Consider the following 18,261-nt stretch of genomic DNA (forward strand, 5'->3'; position numbering starts at 1 on the left):
CCATGTCCTCACTTCAAACTCTGGACATCGCGGCCCGTTCGGCCACTACACAACCTTCGCCCGACGTGCGGCATCGTCCGGCCGTGATGGAGGTTGCCAAGCTCATCGACGTATCGACCTGCATCGGCTGCAAGGCCTGTCAGGTCGCGTGCATGGAATGGAACGATCTGCGCGACGAGATCGGTGAAAACGTCGGCAGCTATAACAACCCGAACGACCTGACGCCCGCCTCGTGGACCGTGATGCGCTTTGCCGAAGTCGAGCCCGAACCCGGCAAGCTCGAATGGCTGATCCGCAAGGACGGCTGCATGCATTGCGAAGACCCCGGTTGCCTGAAGTCCTGCCCTTCACCGGGCGCGATCGTCAAATACAGCAACGGCATCGTCGACTTCATCAGCGAGCATTGCGTCGGCTGCGGCAACTGCGTCACGGGCTGCCCTTTCGACGTGCCACGCATAAGCAAGGGCGATAACAAAGCCTACAAGTGTTCGTTGTGTTCCGACCGCGTGGGCGTGGGCCTGGAGCCGGCGTGCGTCAAGGCCTGCCCGACCGGTGCGATTCACTTCGGCACCAAGGAAGCGATGCACGAGTACGCGGACGAGCGCATCGTCGACCTCAAGGAGCGCGGCTTTGCCAACGCGGGCGTATACGACCCGGCCGGCGTGGGTGGCACGCACGTCATGTATGTGCTGCAGCATGCCGACCGGCCGGGCCTTTACAGCGGCCTGCCGAAAGACCCGCACATCAGCCCGTTCGTCTCGTTGTGGAAGGGTGTGGCCAAGCCACTGGCGGTGCTGGCGATGGCCGGCGCGGTGGTCGGCAGCTTCTTCCACTACATGAAGGTCGGGCCGATCGAGCCGAAAGAAAAAGCCGGCATCGACGGCGACGCCAGCGGTGACGTGGAGATCATCGAAGGGCCGCCGCCACCGCCTAACGATGCGGCACGCATTGCGCTGGCAAGGTCTGGTCCGTCTTCGCGCGCCGATGTGCCGCCTGTGGAATAAGGAGCACGCCATGACGATTCGCTACCTGCGCCGCTACCCGGACTCGACCCGGCTGAACCATTGGTTCGTCGCGATGATGTTCGTCGCCGCAGCCCTCTCGGGGCTGGCCTTCTTTCACCCCAGCCTGTTCTTCCTGAGCGGACTGTTCGGCGGCGGTCCGTGGACGCGTGTGCTGCACCCGTTCATGGGCGTCGCGATGGTCCTGGGCTTCGCCTTCCTGTTCTTCACGGTGTGGCGCGACAACGTGCTGAATCGCGTCGATGGCGAGTGGATGAAGAACGCGCCGAGCATGTTGAAGGGCGACAAGTCCAAGATGCCGCCGGTCGGGAAATACAACGCCGGGCAAAAGCTGGTGTTCTGGGCCTTCGGGGTCAGCCTGGTGCTGCTGTTTCTCACCGGCTTCATTTTCTGGAGCCCCTGGTTCGTCGGCTTCTTTCCGATCACCCTGCGGCGCATCGCGGTGCTGGTGCACGCGTTCTCGGCCATCGTGCTGATCCTGTCGGTCATCACTCACATCTACGCAGCGATCTGGGTCAAGGGCACGATGCGGGCGATGACGCGCGGCACGGTGACCGAAGCGTGGGCCAAGCTCAATCACCCGCTGTGGCACCGCGAAATGACCGGGAATGACAAGCCGTGAATAATCGGCTCCGATGACAAGCAATACCGGCAACGCTCCCCCTGTTCGCAATATTCGGGTTCTGAGTGCTGAAGAAATCGCCTTGCAGGCCGGGCGGCAAATGCCGTTCGTGCGCCTGCCCGAGCGCCTCAATCTGTTCTCTGACCGGCAGCTTCGGCTGCGTCAGCTCGCCGCGTCGCACCCGATGCGCGAGTACCTGATCTTCATCGCAGACCTGGCAACGGCACAGCACGAGGTGCTGCAAAACTACCCGGCGGTCGCACTGCCGGATACCGAAGCCTGCCAGGCCGCCGCCAAAGCCTTGAAGCCGCCGATGCCGGCCTTCGGCTGGCCGCGCGATCCGGTTTGGCGAGATGGCCTGCGGCGGCTGCTCGGCGTGTTCAGAGAGCGACTGACCGCGGGGCCGGCGCGCGACACCGTCGACCGGTTGCTCGCCAGCCCCGACCCTTGGATCGAGCACCAGGCCGATCACTTGTCGCGTCGCATCACCTTAGGGCTCGATCTGGCGACGGCACCGTTGATCGCTGCCGGCCTGCAGACGTACTGGGCACAGCTGGCAATGCTGACTGCCGACACGCACGGCGAACGCGTCTTCGGCCAAACCGAGCCCGCGACCGAATGCCCGTGCTGCGGCAGCGTGCCGACCACGAGCATCACGCGCATCGGCGCTGAAGACTCCGGCTTTCGCTATCTGCACTGTTCGTTGTGCAGCACGCAGTGGCATTTCGTTCGCATCAAGTGCACGCATTGCGAGAGTACCGAAGGCATCCATTACCAGGAGCTGGCGGTCGAACAAGGCGCTGCGCCGCGGGCCACCGCTGGGTTGCCGGGCGCAAAAGCGGGCGCCGTCAAGGCCGAGTGCTGCGACACCTGCGGCCATTACCTGAAGCAGGTCTCGATGGAGAAAGACCCCGAGGTCGAACCCGTCGCCGACGACCTCGCCAGCGTCGCGCTGGACTTGCTTGTGTCCGAAGCCGGTTTCGAGCGCAGCGGCCACAACCTGATGCTGCTCTTCGGCGACCCTGAGCCGAGTCCGCCAGACCACGACGGCGGAGGCGGCTGATGGCCGCGCCCGAAGAGTCCGTGGTCCACGGCTCGAAGGCAAGGCCCCAGGATCTGCCCTCGGTCGACTTGCTGTTGCGCGGTGCCACGGCAAGCGCTTTGCTCCGCGAACACGGTCACACGCTGGTGGTGAAGGAAGCGCGTGCGCTGCTGGATGGTTTGCGTGCGCAAGCAGTTGCCGGTACGTTGCAAGCAGATGCAGTAAAGCCCGAAGCCGTCGCCGATGCGTTGACCGCTCGCGTGCGAAAACGCCTCGCACCGCGCATGCAGGCCGTGCTCAATCTCACCGGCATCGTCATCCATACCAACTTCGGTCGTGCTCTGCTGGCCGACGCAGCGCTGCAGCACATGCTGAAGCTCATGACGTCTCCCAACAACCTCGAATACGACCTGGCGTCCGGTGGCCGTGGCGATCGCGATTCGATCGTCGAGGAACTGCTCTGCACGATCACCGGCGCAGAGGCTGCGACGGTCGTCAACAACAACGCGGCGGCCGTGCTGCTGACCATCGCGGCGCTGGCAGGCGCAACGCCCGACAGGAGCGAAGTCATCGTCTCGCGCGGTGAGCTGGTCGAGATCGGCGGCGCCTTTCGCATGCCGGACGTGATGGCGAGCGCCGGCGCGCGCATGGTCGAGGTCGGCACCACCAACCGCACCCATCCCGCCGACTACGAGCACGCCATCAACGACCGCACCGCACTCGTGATGAAGGTGCACACCAGCAATTACATGGTGCAAGGCTTCACCGCGACAGTCGACGAAGCCGTGCTGGCGCCCATCGCCCATGCGCGCGGCGTGCCGCTCGCCACCGATCTGGGCAGCGGCTCGCTCATCGATCTTGCGCACTACGGCTTGCCGCGCGAGCCGTTGCCGCAAGAGATGCTGGCGGCCGGCTGCGATGTCGTCACCTTCTCCGGCGACAAGCTGCTCGGTGGTCCGCAGGCGGGCTTGATCGTCGGCAGCAAAGAGGCTGTCGGCCGCATCCGCAAGTACCCAATGAAGCGCGCGCTCCGCATGAGCAAGCTGCCGATGGCTGCGCTCGAAGCGACTCTCATGCTCTACCTGCGGCCAGAGCGGCTGGCACAAGACCTGCCGACGCTGCGCCTGCTGACGCGGCCGGCCGACACCATCCGTGCACTGGCGCATGCGGTTCGAGGGGCGGTGGCGGACGCGGTCAGCCCGCGCTTCACCGTCGAGGTGGTCGAACTGCTCGGCCAGATCGGTTCCGGCTCATTGCCGGTCGAACGCCTGCCTTCCGCCGGTCTTGCGCTGGCACCTGCGGGCACGTCGAAGAAAGGCATCGGCACCGCGCTCGATGCGCTGGCGACCGCGCTGCGCAGCCTGCCGCTGCCGGTGATCGGCCGCATCGCAGATGATCGGCTGTTGCTCGACCTGCGGTGCCTCGAAAACAGCGCGCCCTTCGTCGACCAGTTGCCCGCCCTGCGCGAGCGGCTGCAATAGACCCCACTTCCGCCTGACTCATCCCATGTCCCATCTCGACCTGCTTACCCCCATCCTCGCCGACACCCTGGCGCCACTGGCCCAGCGCACCGACACCGAGGGCCGCTTTCCGCGCGAGGTGATCCGGGCTTTGGGCAGTGCGGGCCTGCTCGGACTCGTCTCCGCGACCAGCGTGGGTGGCATGGGCAAGGGCCTTGCAGAAGCAGTGCAGATGGTGTCGCGCATCGCGCAGACCTGCCCTTCGACGGCGATGGTCGTCTGCATGCACTACTGCGCGACGGCGGTCATCGAGCAACAGGGCAACGAGTCGGTGCGCAAGGCCATCGCCGCGGGCAAGCATCTCAGCACGCTGGCTTTCTCCGAAGCCGATTCGCGCAGCCACTTCTGGGCGCCCACCGGCACCGCACGGCTCGACAGTGGCGACCAGGGCGACGCTGTGGTGCTCGACGCGCGCAAGAGTTGGGTCACATCGGCCTTCGAAGCCGACAGCTATGTGTGGTCGAGCAAGCCGCTCGCGGCCGAAGGCGCCAGCACGCTCTGGTACGTCGAGGCCAAAGCAAAGGGCTTGAGCCAGCCCTTCAAGTTCGACGGACTCGGCTTGCGCGGCAACGCCTCGACGCCTGTCACCGCCGAGGGCGTCCGCGTCGCGGCGACCGATCAGTTGGGCGAAGACGGCAAGGGTTTCGACACCATGATGGGCGTCGTGCTGCCGTGGTTCACCTCGCTCGCCGCGGCGTGCTCCGTCGGCCTGATGGAAGGCGCCATGTCGCGCGCCATCGGCCATGTGAGCCAGACGCGCCACCTGCATCTCGACAGCTCGCTGGCCGACCTGCCGACCATCCGCGCCTACCTGGCACGCGGCCGCATCAAGACCGACATGGCGCAGGCGCTGCTGGACGACACGGTGGCCGCCATCGGTGCCGGCCGCGCCGACACCATGCTGCGCGTGCTCGAAGTCAAGGCCGCTGCCGCCGAGACCGCGCTCGAAGTGACCGACATCGCGATGCGCGTGTGCGGTGGCGCCGCCTTTCGCAAGGAAGCCGGCATCGAACGCCTGTTCCGCGATGCACGCGCATCGAGCGTGATGGCGCCGACATCCGACGTGCTGTACGACTTCATCGGCAAGGCCATCACCGGCCTGCCGCTGTTCTGAACATCGACCAATTACTGAAAGAACACCGCATGTCAGAACAAACTCTGGTGATGGGCGCAGTCGCCTATGCGCCCAAGGTCGTCACCATCTGGGAAGGCTTCAAGGCCTTCTTCATCGCGCACGGCCTGCCCTTCGACTACGTGCTGTATTCGAACTACGAACGACAGGTCGAGGCGCAGTTCGATGGCTCGATCCACCTCGCGTGGAACTCGCCGCTCGCGTGGGTGCGGGCCGACCGCATCGCGCGCAGCAGGGGGCTGCAGGTGAAGTCGGTCGCGATGCGCGACACCGACATCGACCTGCGCTCGGTGATCGTCGTGCGCGCCGACAGCGACATCGAGAAAGCATCCGACCTGCGCGACAAGACGATCGGCGCAGGCGCGCTCGATTCACCCCAGGCCACGCTCATTCCACTGGACCATCTGCGGACCGAAGAAGGCCTGATCCAGCGCGACGATTTCACGCTCAGGATCTTCGACGTGCTCGGGGGCAAGCATGGCGACCACATCGGCGGCGAACGGGATGCGGCACGCGCGTTGATGGCCCACGAGGTCGATGCGTGCTGCCTCATCGCGGGTAACCACCTGGCCTTCGGCCTCGACGGCACGCTGCCCGCCGGCAGCACACGCATCATCGCGAGCACCGCGCCCTTCGACCATTGCAACTTCACGACCAGCCCCGGCGCGCCGGAACGCCAGATCGAACACTTCGTGACGCTGCTGCTGTCGATGCGCTGGGACGATCCGCTGGTGCGCCCGCTGCTCGAACTCGAAGGCCTGCGCGAATGGCGCACCGGCCGCACCACTGGCTACGCACAACTCGAACGCGCCGTCGACAACGAAAAGTTCTACAGCCAAGATGGCCGCATCCTCAACACCGACTATCGATATTGAGTCGCTCGGGCTCGAACAAGGCGCCCTGCTGCTCATCCGCCGTGCGCTGGCCGAGGTGCCTGCGAGCGGCGAACTGCGTGTGCAAGGCACGGCGCCGGCGTGGGACATTCACCTGGAAGCATGGTGCCGGCAGCAAGGGCACGGCGTGCGCTTCGACAAGGGCGAGTCCGGCGCAACGCAGGCGCTGTTGACACGCGCATCGCACGCCGAAGGGCGCTGGCATGGCGCGCAGTCTGCGAGCGACGCGCCGGCCGAAGACGCCCTCGCTGGCTGGGGTCTGGCCGCACGCGGAGCCACGGTCGAGGCCGGTAGCCCGCCCTTCGCCTTCACGCTGCATCGCCGCAACGAGCTGTGGGCAGAGACCGCCGGCGCGCTCTACGCGCAAGCCGCCGCAGCGCAATGGGATCCGGCCACTGCCGTCGATTGGGACGCACCGTTCGACCTGCCGCCCCCCGTCGAAGCAGCCGTGGTGCAGGTCATGACGTACCTGATCGAAAACGAGAACGCCGCGCTGCTGGTGCCGGCGCGGCACCTCGGCCAGATCCATCCGCACTACCGCGAAGTGCTGCAACTGCTGGCGCTGCAGTGCGCCGACGAGGCGCGCCACATCGAAGTGTTCACGCGCCGCGTGGCCTTGCGCGGCGGCAAGCCTGGGTTGTCGACCGCGGGCGGCCAGGCCAGCTTGCAGTCGCTCTTCGAGGCGCCGGATTTCTCGATCGCGACCTTCCTGCTGTCGGTGCTCGGTGAAGGCAGCTTCATCAACCTGCTGAACTTCCTGCATGTGCACGCGCCCGATCCGGTGACGCGGCAGATCGCCCGGCTGGCGGCGCGCGACGAGGCGCGGCACGTGGCCTTCGGCATGGCGCACTTGGAGTACCGGCTGGCCGAGGAGCCCGACTACCAGCTCCGTTTGCGCAATGCGATCGAGCAGCGCTACGACGCGCTTGCCAATACCGCAGGCCTGAACGAAGAAGTGTTCGATGCGCTGGTGCTGCTGGCCGCCGGCGAGCTCACGGTGCCGGCCATCGCGCGCGGGCACGAGGCGGTGCAGCAACTCAAGCGCGAGATGTCTGCCGGCCGGCGTGCGCGGCTCGGGCGGTTGGGCTTCGAGCGTGCAGAAGCAGATCGCCTGGCTGACATGCACACGCGCAACTTCATGTGATGGCCAGGCGCGCGTCATGATCATCGGCACCGCAGGTCACATCGACCACGGCAAGACGACGCTGGTCCGCGCGCTCACCGGTGTCGACACCGACCGGCTGCCGGAAGAGAAGCGGCGCGGCATCTCTATCGAGCTGGGCTACGCGTACCTGCGCACTGCCGATGACGTGTCCCTGGGCTTCGTCGACGTGCCTGGCCACGAGCGCCTGCTGCACACCATGCTGGCCGGCGCCACCGGCGTCGACCACGCCTTGCTGGTGGTGGCGGCCGACGACGGCGTGATGCCGCAAACGCGCGAGCACCTGGCCGTGGTCGCGTTGCTCGGCCTGCAACGAGGGACTGTCGTCATCACGAAGATCGATCGCATCGATGCCGCCGAACGCGACGTGCGCGTGGCACAGGTGCGCGCCGACATCGATGCCCTGCTCGCCGACACCTCGCTCGCAGGCGCGCCGGGCTTCGCGCTGTCGGCAACGACCGGCGAAGGCATAGATGCCCTGCGCAACCACCTGGTCGCGGAGGCAGTCCGTCTTGCTCCTTCCCTTCCCGGGCGAAGGCAGGAATGGGGGCAAGCATCCAACGATGCCCAAGCCTTCCGCCTCGCAGTAGACCGCTCCTTCACCCTCCCCGGCGTTGGCACCGTCGTCACCGGCTCCGTCATGGCAGGCCGGGTAAACATAGGCGACGAACTCATCCTCGTCCCCGGCGAGCGCAAGGTGCGCGTGCGCGGCATCCACGCGCAGAACGAGCAAGCCGAGTCCGCGCATGTCGGTCAGCGTTGCGCCCTCGCGCTGGCCGGCGTTGCCAAAGAAGAGGTCCATCGCGGCCAGTGGGTGTGCGCGCCCGGCATCGCGCTGAGCACCGATCGCATCGACGTGCAGCTCACGTTGTGGCCCGGCGAGGCGCACGCACTGCGCTCCGGCACGACCGTGCACACGCACCTCGGCACCAGCGACGTGATGGCTTCGGTCGCATTGCTCGACCGCGATGTGCTGGCACCCGGCGACACCGCGCTCGCGCAACTCGTGCTGCGCGAACCGATGACCGCATGGCACGGCGACCGCGGCGTGCTGCGCGACGCATCCGCAGTGCGAACCATCGCAGGCGTGCGCGTGCTCGATCCCTTTGCGCCCGTGCGCTATCGACGAACGCCGGAGCGCCTGCACGCGCTGGCAGCGTGGGCGCTGGACGAGCGCGCCGCGCTCGTGGCGGCGCTCCTCGCCAGCGCCCCACTCGGCATCGATGCAGACCGCGTGACGCGTGCGCTCGCGCTGCAGCCAGATGTGGCGTTGCCGTTGCCAGCCGATGCCGTGCGGCTGGCCGGCGCATCGACTGCAAGCGCTCTGAACACCGGCTCACTCATCGCCGGCACGCACTTCGCTGCGCTGCAACAGCGCATCACCGACCGCCTCGCAGAATTCCACGCCACATCGCCCGAAGAGGTCGGCCCCGACCCGCGCCGCCTCAAGCGACTTGCCGCACCACGCACCGGCGATGCGTTGTGGCTGCACGCCATCGAAGCGCTGCTCGACCACGGCGCATTGGCACGCAGCGGCCACTGGCTGCATCTGCCCGCGCATGCGGCCGTGCTCAGCGCCACCGAAGAGCGGCTGGGCCAAAAGCTGTTGCCCGTGCTTGCAGACGGCGGCTTCGATCCCGCCTGGGTGCGCGACCTCGCCAAAGGCTGCGGCGCATCGGATGCGGTCGTGCGCCAAACCCTCGCCAGCCTGGCGCGGCGCGGTCTGACATTCCAGGTGGTCAAGGACTTGTACTATCCAGCGGCGACCATCGAGCGGCTGGCCGCACTGGCACGCGACTGCCTCGCGTTACCGGAGGGGCTGCAAGCCGCAAGCTTCAGAGACGCGACCGGCCTCGGTCGCAAGCGCGCGATACAGCTGCTCGAATTTTTCGACCGCGTCGGCTATACGCGACGCGTCAAGGATGTGCATTTGCTGCGGCCCGATACCGTGATGTTCGGTGCGTCGGGCAGCAGCAAGCCTGCTGCGTCGTCGTCGTCGTCGACATGAATCGTTCCATGAGCAACAAGACATGGAAGGGAATCGTCCCTGGTGGGGCGGCCGGGCTTCAAACCCGGTGGGTGGCGCCACGCGTCGCCGGGAGGGTTCGACTCCCTCTCCCTTCCGCCCTCGGTCCAGCGAGACGGTAGCGTCTCCTGTTGCCGGAGCACCAGTGCTCGGCGTCAAGTCCGACGCGGCACGGCGCGGTGCCGAGGCAAGGTGTTTTGGATCGTTCTGACGAAAAGGTCGGCAACGCTTCCAACTTCCATACCTCGGGCACCTAGTTGCCTGCCCCACGCAAGGAATCCCCATGACTGCAACATCACCGTCCCCCGACGCGCTCGATAACGAATCGCTGCTTGAGCAAGCGAGACACGAGGCCCAGGAAAAGATTGCTGAGCTGCACCTCGAAGAGGGCACCGTGAAGTCCGAAGGCGGACAGAACTCGCCCAGCCCCGAAGACGTCATTCCCCACCAGGCGCCCGAAGAGGCGCCTTGAGACCAGACCGGTAACCATCCGTCAAACCCACGATGTCGATACAACCAGACTCTTACGAAGTCCGCAGGCGTGACGTACTCGCGAGCGGCATGGCCACTGCCGCTGGCGCAGTGCTGCCCATTGCGGCAAGCCGTGCGCAAACGGTCGAAACATCTGCACCCAAAGGCGCGGGACCCCTGCCCATGATGCCCATCGAACTCAAAGTCAACGGCCAGAGCCACGCCCTCGACCTCGACACCCGCACCACCTTGCTGGACACGCTGCGAGAACACCTCCATCTCACCGGCTCCAAAAAAGGATGCGACCACGGTCAATGCGGTGCCTGCACTGTGCTGGTCAATGGTCGGCGCATCAACAGTTGCCTCACGCTGGCCGCGCTGCACGACGGCGACGAGATCACAACGATTGAAGGGTTGGGAACGCCCGGCAAGCTGCACCCGATGCAGGCTGCTTTCATCAAGCACGACGGCTTCCAGTGCGGCTACTGCACGCCGGGCCAGATCTGCTCTGCAGTCGGCACGCTGCAGGAAATCAAGGCCGGCATACCGAGCCACGTGAGCGTCGACATCAGCGCCATTCAACGGGCCACGCCGGAAGAAATACGCGAGCGCATGAGCGGCAACATCTGCCGCTGTGGCGCCTACGCCAACATCCTCGACGCCATCCAGGAAGTCGCCGGAGACGCCGCATGAAGCAGTTCACTTTCGAGCGGGCCTCGACGCCCGCCGGTGCGGCCGCGTCGCTGGCCAATACGCCCGGCGCCAGGCTCATTGCAGGCGGCACCAACCTGCTCGACCTGATGAAGCTGCAGATCGAAACTCCGACGCACCTCATCGACATCAACCGCCTGAACCTGGGCCAGGTCGAAGACATGCAAGGCGGCGGGTTGCGTATCGGCGCGCTCGTACGCAACACCGACCTTGCTGCACACCCGCGCGTGCGTGCCGACTACGCCGTGCTCAGTCGCGCTTTGATGTCAGGCGCCTCGGGCCAGTTGCGCAACAAGGCGACGACCGCAGGCAACCTGCTGCAACGCACGCGCTGCCCCTATTTCTACGACACGACCAAGCCTTGCAACAAGCGCCAGCCGGGCTCTGGCTGCTCTGCGATAGGCGGCTTCGATCGCAACCTGGCGATCTTGTCGACCAGCGACCAGTGCATCGCAACGCATCCGAGCGACATGGCAGTCGCCATGCGCCTGCTCGACGCCTCGGTGGAAACGGTGCTGGCCGACGGCACGCGACGCGCGATTTCGATCGCCGATTTCTATCGCCTGCCCGGCACCACGCCACAGGTCGAAAACACCCTCGCGCGCGACGAAATGATCACCTCAGTAACGCTGCCGGCGCCGTTGGGCGGCAAGCACATTTACCGCAAGGTGCGCGATCGCGCGTCGTATGCGTTTGCGCTGATCTCGGTGGCGGCGGTGGTCCAGCCCGATGGGCGGGGGCGCTTCGCCTATGGCGGTCTGGCACCCAAGCCGTGGCGCGTCGAGGCAGCGGAGTCGCAGGCCGATGCTGCGTCGATTGCGCGCGTCACGCTCGCAGGCGCACGCACCAGTGAACACAACGCGTTCAAGCCGCTGCTGGTGGAACGCACGCTGGCTTCGGTGCTGGCGGAAGCGAGGAGTTGAAATCATGAAGTTCGATCAACCCGCGACCCGCAATCCGATCGACCGTCTCAAGGTGGTCGGTAAACCGTACGACCGTATCGACGGCCCACTGAAAACCACCGGCACCGCGCCCTACGCCTATGAGCGGCACGACGTGGTGCCCAACCAGGCTTACGGCGTCATCCTCGGTGCTGCCATCGCCAAGGGGCGCATTCGGCGCCTCGACACCAGCGCCGCGCGCGCGGCACCCGGCGTGATCGCCGTGGTCACCCATGAGAACGCCGGCAAGGTCAACAAGGCCAAGGCCATCACCGCCAAACTGATGGCGGGGCCCGAGATCGATCACTTCGATCAGGCGGTGGCCATCGTGGTGGCCTCGACGTTCGAGCAGGCCAGAGCGGCCACGCAGCTCATCGTGGTCGAGTACGACCGTCTCGAAGGCCGCTTCGACCTGGCCAAAGAACGTGCCTCGGCCGTGAAGCCGAAGATGGACGACCCGCCGGACACTGCCGTCGGCAATTTCGCCGAGGCCTTCGCGAACGCCCCCGTGAAGGTCGACCAGACTTACACCACGCCCAACCAGAGCCACTCGGCGATGGAGCCGTTCGCCAGCATCGCGTCTTGGCAGGAGGGCAAGCTCACGGTGTGGACCTCGAATCAGATGATCGCCTGGGCGAGGCGCGACTTGGCGGAAGTGCTCGGCCTGCAGCCGGCGGACGTCCGTGTCGTGTCGAGCTATGTCGGTGGCGGCTTCGGCTCCAAGCTGTGGATTCGCAGCGACGTCGTCATGGCGGCGCTGGCGGCACGCGTGGCCGGCCGACCGGTCAAGGTGGCGCTCGCGCGTCCGCAAATTCCCAACAACACGACCCATCGCCCCGCGACGATCCAGCGCATCCAGCTGGGCGCCGGTAACGACGGCAAGCTGGTCGCGATCTCGCACGAGAGCTGGTCCGGTGACCTGCCCGGCGGTCAGCCCGAAACCGCCGCGATGCAGACGCGCCAACTCTACGCGGCTGACAACCGCATCACATCCCACCGTCTCGCCACGCTCGATTTGCCCGAAGGCAACGCAATGCGCGCACCTGGCGAGGCGCCTGGATTGATGGCGCTCGAAATCGCCATGGACGAGCTGGCGGAGCGCCTGAAGATGGACCCGGTGGCGCTGCGCATCGCGAACGACACCCAGGTCGATCCCGAGAAGCCCGGCCGTGCGTTCTCGCACCGCGACCTCATTGGCTGCCTGCGCATCGGGTCGCAGCGCTTCGGCTGGGAGCAACGGCGTGCCACGCCGGGCCAGGTGCGCGACGGCCGATGGCTGGTCGGCATGGGCATGGCCAGCGCGTTCCGCGGCAACATGACCATGAACTCGGCGGCGCGCGCGTCGCTGGACGGCAAGGGAGTGGTCACGATCTCGACCGACATGACGGACATCGGCACCGGCAGCTACACGGTCATTGCGCAGACTGCGGCGGAGCTGCTCGGCGTCCCGCTCGAACAGGTGGTGGTGCGGCTGGGCGACTCGGACTTTCCGGTGTCGTCCGGGTCGGGCGGGCAATGGGGCGGCAACAGCTCGACGGCGGGCGTCTACGCGGCGTGCATGAAACTGCGCGAAGCCATCGCCCGCAAAGCCGGCCTGATGGCCGGCGACGCGCGCTTCGACGAAGGCCAGATCATCTCGGGCAGCCGCAGCTTCACACTGGCCGAATTGGCGGGCCGGCAAGGCATCACCGTGGAAGACGGCATCGAGTTTGGCGACCTGACCAAGACCTACGCGCAGGCCACCTTCGGCGCTCACTTTGCCGAAGTCGGCGTCGATGCGGCCACTGGCGAAGTGCGCGTGCGGCGCATGAGCGGCGCCTTCGCGGCCGGCCGCATCCTCAACCCGAAGACGGCCCGCAGCCAGGTGATCGGCGCGATGACTATGGGACTCGGCGCAGCGCTGATGGAGGAGCTGGTCGTCGACACGCGTTATGGCTACTTCGTCAATCACGACCTGGCCGAGTACCACGTGCCGGTGCACGCCGACGTGCCGAAGCAGGACGTGTTCTTCCTCGACGAGGTGGACGACAAATCGTCGCCGATGAAGGCCAAGGGCGTCGGTGAGCTGGGCTTGTGCGGCAGCGCGGCGGCCATCGCCAACGCGGTCTACAACGCCTGTGGCGTGCGGGTGCGGGACTATCCGCTGACGCTGGACAAGATCATCCGGTCGTTGGCGTAACGTCTAAACGCCGGTCGCAAAACAGTTTCTACATAGCCACGGTGTCAACAACCGGCTGATCCTACGTTCAGCACCGCGGCGGGCCGCGCGGCTTTCTCGAAATGGTCGACGACAAGACGCCGGCCTTTGCCGACTACCGCGGCAATCACAGGTATCTTTCGCGTGCGGTTGGAGTCGTTTGACTGGAACTGCGCGCAGCACACCTCCTGTTGCATCTTTCGCCGCGCAAACTAAACTGCGCCGCACAGCCAAGGCCTCACCGCCCAAGCCAGCAGAAAACGCACAGGGAGAAAAAAATGATCCGCTACTGGATGGTTCTTGCTTTGCTGGTGGATTCTCACCACGCCGTCGCGCAGTCAGCGTTGCCGGCTGCATCAAGTGCGGAGACCGGCTTCACGCCCGGCATTGCCTACGAGCGGCGCCATGTCGACTACATCGTCGAACGCGACGGCCGCTTCGTCAAGGAAATCGACTCGATCCGAGTGGTGCTCAACGATGCCGGCGTGCGCGAAGTCGCGCAAATCTCGCAGTCGTACAGCGCCAGCCTGGAAACCGCCGAAATCGTGTTGGCGCGGCTGATCACGCCGGACGGCAAGGAGATCGACGTCCCGACTTCCGCCATCTTCGTGCAGGAACCCTATGCATCGCAGGCCGCGCCGATGTTCAGTGACCAGAAGGTCAAGACCATCGTTTTTCCACAAGTCACGCCAGGCGCAAAAATCCTGTTGAAGACGCGTGTGACTCAGCGCGTTCCGATCCTGCCAGGCCAGTTCAGCGCCATGGAGTTCATCTCGCCGCACTCCGCGCGACAGGATTTTGTTTTTACGGTTACCGCCCCTGCGGACATGCCGCTGGACGTGCAAACCATCGACCTTCCGCATGTGCAGGAAACGCTGGCCGATGGCCGGGTGAAGCATGTCTTTAGCAGCGACAACGCAAAGGCGGTCGCGCCCGAAGCAGGCAGCGTGGCGCGAAGCGACTACAGCCCGAGGATGGTCGTCAGCACCATGGCCGACGGTGCTGCCCTTGCCACCGCCTACGGTCAATTGACTGGCGATATTTCTGCGCCCACTGCGCGCGTCATTGCGCTGGCGAATCAACTGACCCAGGGCGTGTCGGACCCGCGCAAACAGACCGAGGCACTCTACAACTGGGTGCGTCTGAACATCCGCTATGTGAACGTTGTCCTCGAACGCGGTGGCTTCATTCCGAGACCGCTCGACAGCATTCTTTCGAACGCCTATGGCGACTGCAAGGACCAGGCGGTCTTGCTCGGCGCATTGCTGCGCGCCAAGGGAATCGACAGCACGCCCGTGTTGATCGGCGCGGGCAACGCGTTCTGGATGCCGCGCGCCGGAACACTCCAGGCGTTCAACCACATGATCACTTACGTGCCACAGCTGAACCTGTACTTGGACAGCACGGCACGCTACAACGCCTTTGGCACCTTGCCTTTCGCCGACGGCGGCAAGCAGGTGCTCCATGTGCAGTCGGGCCAATGGGCCAGCACCCCGCTGTCCGACGGCGGGTTGACGGCGGTGAAGCAGGTGATCGATGTCGCGCGAGATGAATCGGCCGCCGTCAAGACTTCCGTTCGTGGCACCGGCTTGGGTGCCGCCACATTGCGCGGGACATTCGCGGCGATGCAATCGATTTCCGATGCGCAGGTGGTGACGTCAATGCTCGCCCAAGCAGGCGCCAACGGCACGGGCGTACTGCGCCGGCCTGACCTGCGTGCAGACAGCGCAGAAGCAGAATTCGGCCTGGACTACGACACAAAAAGCTTTCTGGACTTGCCCGGACCCGGTGCGATCCGCATGCCCCCGTCAGGCTTCAATGCCCTGGCGCCCTGGGTGGCATCGCTGAGGACGGAGCGCCACTATCCCTACGGTTGCCCCAACGGCGAAGTCAGCGAGACAGTCGAGCTCAAGCTACCCGACAACGTGCGCCTACTGCGAGACCCGCCTTCCGAACACCACACGCTCGACTTGACCGGCAGCCGCATCGAGTATCGGCAGACAGTTCAGCGCGAAGCCGGATCACTCAAGCTCGTGCGGACCATGACGATGGTCGCGACGCAGCCGGTGTGTGCGGGGACGGACATGGAAGCGCAAAAAGTGTTTGCACAGAAGGTGGAGCGGAGTCTTCGGACGCAGTTCCTGTATGAGTGATGCGGGCAAGCAAGCCAATTCTGCAAGCCTCAAACGCCTGAACCGAGTTGCTCAAGCTGGGCCAGTGTGTCTACCAGAAAGGTCTGGTCGATCGTGAAGCCGTATTGAAGCTTGTTCGTCCAACTGATTGAAGAAATGTCGCCGGTCACTTCAATGCCGCCGCGGCCGTTTCCAGTGAGAACGACGTTGATTTGCGACTCACGTGGATGAAGTTCAGCCGTTCCCTGAAGTGTGTCGTACAGCACTTTGAGTTGCTGCTCGAATTGAGCGAAGTCGGTCGGTTCAAGGAACGCGTTGACTGCGGAAGTGAAACCAGGGACAGCGACACTTGCCCGCATTTCATACCAGCCATCAGTCACTTCGTGCGAAAGGAGTTCGAAGAGAACATATTCAGACCCGCCGCCGATTCGAACCTGATTCATTCGTAGTGACTCCACATTCGAAGCACGCGAACGATGCGCTCCTTTTTGAAAACTTCATACACAAGGCGATGCTGGATGTTGATTCGCCGCGAGTACGCGCCATCAAGATCCCCGACAAGCTTTTCGTACGGTGGCGGATTCTGAAATGGATCGACGACCAGTACTTCGAGCAGTTCCAGAGCCTTGCCTTTCAAGCCCGCCGCAGCAAGCTTTTTGGCATCCTTGGTTGCGTGCTTCGCATAAACGACTTCCCACATCACCAGCAAAGCTTCTTGGCGCTCTTGTCCAACGGCTCGGCCATGCCTTTCTTGATGGATTCGCGCATGCCGGGGACGGACAGCAGATACAGCGTTTCCTGTATCGCCTGCCAGTCATCGGCCGAAACAAGGACCGCACTACTGCGCTTGCCCGAGATAAGAATCGGCTGATGCGACTCGCTGGTTTGATCGATCAGACGGTACAAGCTTGCACGAGCTTCGCTCGCAGTGATAGGGGTGATCATGGTGTTCTCCAAACATTCGATAGCGTACGAAAAAACGTACCGTCGGTCAACTTTCATTCCTTTGACAAAATCTGCGCGCCTACCAGCTCATATCGTCGTGGTCTCAATTGGCACACTTGGTAATGTGAATCCATTCATCAGCCTTGGGCAGGCCCTGCAACGGAGAGGACACCGGATCACGTTCCTGGCCCCGGCCGTTCATGAAGAACTAGTTCGAGAGGCTGGATTCGCGTTTCATGCGCTTGGGAGCCGCGAGGACTATTTCGCTCTCATCAATAATCCCGACCTTTGGGATTCACGGAAGGCGTTCGAAACGCTGTGGCGCGGTGTCCTTTCCATCTTGGTGGAGATCCCGACCTTCATCAGAGCCTTGCCAGCAGATGAGCAGTGCCTGCTGCTCACTCATCCCTTCGCGCTGCCCGCGGCATCGCTGGCGCGGGCTGAACGGCCCGACTTGCCGATCGTTGGCGGCTATCTGGCGCCGGCGAATATGCGAACCCTCCACGATCCTCTGACGATAGGGCCGATTGGTATTCCTGCGTGGCTGCCGATGAGTTGGCGTCGTTGGATCTGGAACGGCATTGACGCCAAACTGATCGATCGGATCGCCGTCCCAGACTTGAACAAAGAGCGTCAACGCAAAGGGCTTGAGCCAGTGGCGCACTTGGTCGAGCATATGCATACCGTCGCGGATCTTTCGCTGACCTTGTTTCCGTCGTGGTTTGCCAAGGACCAGCCGGATTGGCCGCAACCGCGCCACAGCGGGGAGTTTCCGCTCTTCGACCCGCATCCGGAACATGAGCTATCTGATGAAATTCGCCAATTTCTCGCGAACGGTGACGCGCCGATCATTTTCACGTCAGGAACCGGACACAAGCACGGCAGCGCCTATTTCTCCAGGGCATTGGACGCGGTCACTCGACTCGGTCGGCGTGCGATCTTTTTGACGCCATTTCAAAAGCAGTTGCCCACCGCTCTACCGGGTGAGGTGCTGTGGCAATCGTACGTGCCCCTTCGACGCCTTCTTGTTCATGCGGCGGCCATCGTTCATCATGGGGGAATAGGAACCACCGCCGAGGCCTTGCGATCTGGAATCCCGCAGGTGGTTATGCCTTTCGCACATGACCAGTTTGACAACGGCGCTCGTGTGGAAGCGCTTGGGGTCGGCCACTCGATCAAGGCTGCAAGCGCGTCAGGCCGAGTTCTTGAGTCCACGTTGGCCTCGTTGCTGTCATCGGACTCGGTCAATGCGCGATGCAAGGCTGCCGCGATGCGCTTAGCGAAAGCTTCAGATACCGTACCCATCTGTGAAGCAATTGAGGGCGTACTCCTCGCGCGCTCAAAGAAAGCCGATCTGATTTGAATGGAACGGCAGCTTTTGGATGGAATTTTTTATGAATCTCTGGCGTAGACCGGTTGAGTCTGCCTTCTGAAGCTGGCGTTCA

General features: G+C 64.5%; 17 protein-coding genes and 1 tRNA gene. 15 read left to right on the forward strand and 3 right to left on the reverse strand.

What is annotated here, in order from left to right:
- Positions 1-2 precede the first annotated feature (2 nt).
- From fdxH to QN413_RS04615, 14 genes are all read left to right on the forward strand, one after another.
- Positions 3-1,004 carry a formate dehydrogenase subunit beta gene (fdxH, locus tag QN413_RS04550; RefSeq protein ID WP_323495451.1) on the forward strand — a complete coding sequence of 334 codons (1,002 nt, stop codon included), beginning with the start codon at positions 3-5 and terminating at the stop codon, positions 1,002-1,004.
- Positions 1,005-1,014: 10 nt separating this feature from the next.
- Positions 1,015-1,644 carry a formate dehydrogenase subunit gamma gene (locus tag QN413_RS04555; RefSeq protein ID WP_323495452.1) on the forward strand — a complete coding sequence of 210 codons (630 nt, stop codon included), beginning with the start codon at positions 1,015-1,017 and terminating at the stop codon, positions 1,642-1,644.
- 13 nt (positions 1,645-1,657) lie between these two features.
- Positions 1,658-2,707, forward strand: coding sequence for a formate dehydrogenase accessory protein FdhE (fdhE, locus tag QN413_RS04560; protein WP_323495453.1), 1,050 nt, complete (start codon positions 1,658-1,660; stop codon positions 2,705-2,707).
- Positions 2,707-4,167, forward strand: a complete 1,461-nt coding sequence (selA, locus tag QN413_RS04565; protein WP_323495454.1) for an L-seryl-tRNA(Sec) selenium transferase — start codon at positions 2,707-2,709, stop codon at positions 4,165-4,167. Before fdhE ends, selA begins: the two co-directional genes overlap by 1 nt.
- Positions 4,168-4,192: 25 nt before the next feature.
- Complete coding sequence (locus QN413_RS04570; RefSeq protein ID WP_323495455.1) at positions 4,193-5,320, forward strand: acyl-CoA dehydrogenase family protein; 1,128 nt, start codon at positions 4,193-4,195, stop codon at positions 5,318-5,320.
- Positions 5,321-5,349: 29 nt separating this feature from the next.
- A complete protein-coding gene (locus tag QN413_RS04575) occupies positions 5,350-6,213 on the forward strand; it encodes a phosphate/phosphite/phosphonate ABC transporter substrate-binding protein (protein ID WP_323495456.1) in 864 nt (287 codons plus the stop codon).
- On the forward strand, positions 6,179-7,375 hold the full coding sequence (locus QN413_RS04580) for a ferritin-like domain-containing protein (protein WP_323495457.1): 1,197 nt from the start codon (positions 6,179-6,181) through the stop codon (positions 7,373-7,375). Before QN413_RS04575 ends, QN413_RS04580 begins: the two co-directional genes overlap by 35 nt.
- A 16-nt stretch (positions 7,376-7,391) precedes the next feature.
- Positions 7,392-9,401, forward strand: a complete 2,010-nt coding sequence (gene selB, locus QN413_RS04585) for a selenocysteine-specific translation elongation factor (RefSeq protein WP_323495458.1) — start codon at positions 7,392-7,394, stop codon at positions 9,399-9,401.
- Between the two features lie 24 nt (positions 9,402-9,425).
- A tRNA-Sec gene (locus QN413_RS04590) sits at positions 9,426-9,518 on the forward strand.
- A gap of 184 nt (positions 9,519-9,702) precedes the next feature.
- Positions 9,703-9,891 (forward strand): hypothetical protein, encoded by a 189-nt coding sequence (locus QN413_RS04595; protein ID WP_323495459.1) that lies wholly within the window; start codon positions 9,703-9,705, stop codon positions 9,889-9,891.
- A 32-nt stretch (positions 9,892-9,923) separates the two neighbouring features.
- Positions 9,924-10,583: an aldehyde dehydrogenase iron-sulfur subunit PaoA gene (gene paoA, locus QN413_RS04600; RefSeq protein ID WP_323495460.1), complete on the forward strand. Its 660-nt coding sequence runs from the start codon at positions 9,924-9,926 to the stop codon at positions 10,581-10,583.
- Positions 10,580-11,524 (forward strand): xanthine dehydrogenase family protein subunit M, encoded by a 945-nt coding sequence (locus QN413_RS04605; protein WP_323495461.1) that lies wholly within the window; start codon positions 10,580-10,582, stop codon positions 11,522-11,524. The genes paoA and QN413_RS04605 overlap by 4 nt, the downstream gene beginning before the upstream one ends.
- A gap of 4 nt (positions 11,525-11,528) precedes the next feature.
- Positions 11,529-13,721, forward strand: a complete 2,193-nt coding sequence (gene paoC / locus QN413_RS04610; RefSeq protein WP_323495462.1) for an aldehyde oxidoreductase molybdenum-binding subunit PaoC — start codon at positions 11,529-11,531, stop codon at positions 13,719-13,721.
- A 296-nt stretch (positions 13,722-14,017) separates the two neighbouring features.
- Entirely contained in the window at positions 14,018-15,892 is a 1,875-nt protein-coding gene (locus QN413_RS04615) for a DUF3857 domain-containing transglutaminase family protein (protein WP_323495463.1), read from the forward strand.
- 29 nt (positions 15,893-15,921) lie between these two features.
- Here QN413_RS04615 and QN413_RS04620 read toward each other — a convergent pair whose 3' ends face one another.
- The 3 genes from QN413_RS04620 to QN413_RS04630 are packed head-to-tail and all read right to left on the reverse strand — an operon-like array spanning position 15,922 to position 16,813.
- Entirely contained in the window at positions 15,922-16,314 is a 393-nt protein-coding gene (locus QN413_RS04620) for a hypothetical protein (protein WP_323495464.1), read from the reverse strand.
- Positions 16,311-16,574: a Txe/YoeB family addiction module toxin gene (locus tag QN413_RS04625; protein ID WP_323495465.1), complete on the reverse strand. Its 264-nt coding sequence runs from the start codon at positions 16,572-16,574 to the stop codon at positions 16,311-16,313. The genes QN413_RS04620 and QN413_RS04625 overlap by 4 nt, the downstream gene beginning before the upstream one ends.
- Complete coding sequence (locus QN413_RS04630; protein ID WP_187054905.1) at positions 16,571-16,813, reverse strand: type II toxin-antitoxin system Phd/YefM family antitoxin; 243 nt, start codon at positions 16,811-16,813, stop codon at positions 16,571-16,573. The genes QN413_RS04625 and QN413_RS04630 overlap by 4 nt, the downstream gene beginning before the upstream one ends.
- A gap of 1 nt (position 16,814) precedes the next feature.
- Here QN413_RS04630 and QN413_RS04635 point away from each other — a divergent pair, with 1 nt between their 5' ends.
- Complete coding sequence (locus QN413_RS04635) at positions 16,815-18,179, forward strand: glycosyltransferase (RefSeq protein ID WP_323495466.1); 1,365 nt, start codon at positions 16,815-16,817, stop codon at positions 18,177-18,179.
- The last annotated feature ends 82 nt before the right edge of the window (positions 18,180-18,261 follow it).

The organism is Variovorax sp. LG9.2, from assembly GCF_035018885.1.
In the GTDB taxonomy this organism is placed as follows: Bacteria; Pseudomonadota; Gammaproteobacteria; order Burkholderiales; family Burkholderiaceae_C; genus Variovorax.

What these genes read in the sequence shown, in the direction of transcription:
- fdxH (WP_323495451.1), top strand. Translation starts at nt 3, where the DNA reads ATGTCCTCACTTCAAACTCTGGACATCGCGGCCCGTTCGGCCACTACA.
- QN413_RS04555 (WP_323495452.1), top strand. Translation starts at nt 1,015, where the DNA reads ATGACGATTCGCTACCTGCGCCGCTACCCGGACTCGACCCGGCTGAAC.
- fdhE (WP_323495453.1), top strand. Translation starts at nt 1,658, where the DNA reads ATGACAAGCAATACCGGCAACGCTCCCCCTGTTCGCAATATTCGGGTT.
- selA (WP_323495454.1), top strand. Translation starts at nt 2,707, where the DNA reads ATGGCCGCGCCCGAAGAGTCCGTGGTCCACGGCTCGAAGGCAAGGCCC.
- QN413_RS04570 (WP_323495455.1), top strand. Translation starts at nt 4,193, where the DNA reads ATGTCCCATCTCGACCTGCTTACCCCCATCCTCGCCGACACCCTGGCG.
- QN413_RS04575 (WP_323495456.1), top strand. Translation starts at nt 5,350, where the DNA reads ATGTCAGAACAAACTCTGGTGATGGGCGCAGTCGCCTATGCGCCCAAG.
- QN413_RS04580 (WP_323495457.1), top strand. Translation starts at nt 6,179, where the DNA reads ATGGCCGCATCCTCAACACCGACTATCGATATTGAGTCGCTCGGGCTC.
- selB (WP_323495458.1), top strand. Translation starts at nt 7,392, where the DNA reads ATGATCATCGGCACCGCAGGTCACATCGACCACGGCAAGACGACGCTG.
- QN413_RS04595 (WP_323495459.1), top strand. Translation starts at nt 9,703, where the DNA reads ATGACTGCAACATCACCGTCCCCCGACGCGCTCGATAACGAATCGCTG.
- paoA (WP_323495460.1), top strand. Translation starts at nt 9,924, where the DNA reads ATGTCGATACAACCAGACTCTTACGAAGTCCGCAGGCGTGACGTACTC.
- QN413_RS04605 (WP_323495461.1), top strand. Translation starts at nt 10,580, where the DNA reads ATGAAGCAGTTCACTTTCGAGCGGGCCTCGACGCCCGCCGGTGCGGCC.
- paoC (WP_323495462.1), top strand. Translation starts at nt 11,529, where the DNA reads ATGAAGTTCGATCAACCCGCGACCCGCAATCCGATCGACCGTCTCAAG.
- QN413_RS04615 (WP_323495463.1), top strand. Translation starts at nt 14,018, where the DNA reads ATGATCCGCTACTGGATGGTTCTTGCTTTGCTGGTGGATTCTCACCAC.
- QN413_RS04620 (WP_323495464.1), bottom strand. Translation starts at nt 16,314, where the DNA reads ATGAATCAGGTTCGAATCGGCGGCGGGTCTGAATATGTTCTCTTCGAA.
- QN413_RS04635 (WP_323495466.1), top strand. Translation starts at nt 16,815, where the DNA reads ATGGTGTTCTCCAAACATTCGATAGCGTACGAAAAAACGTACCGTCGG.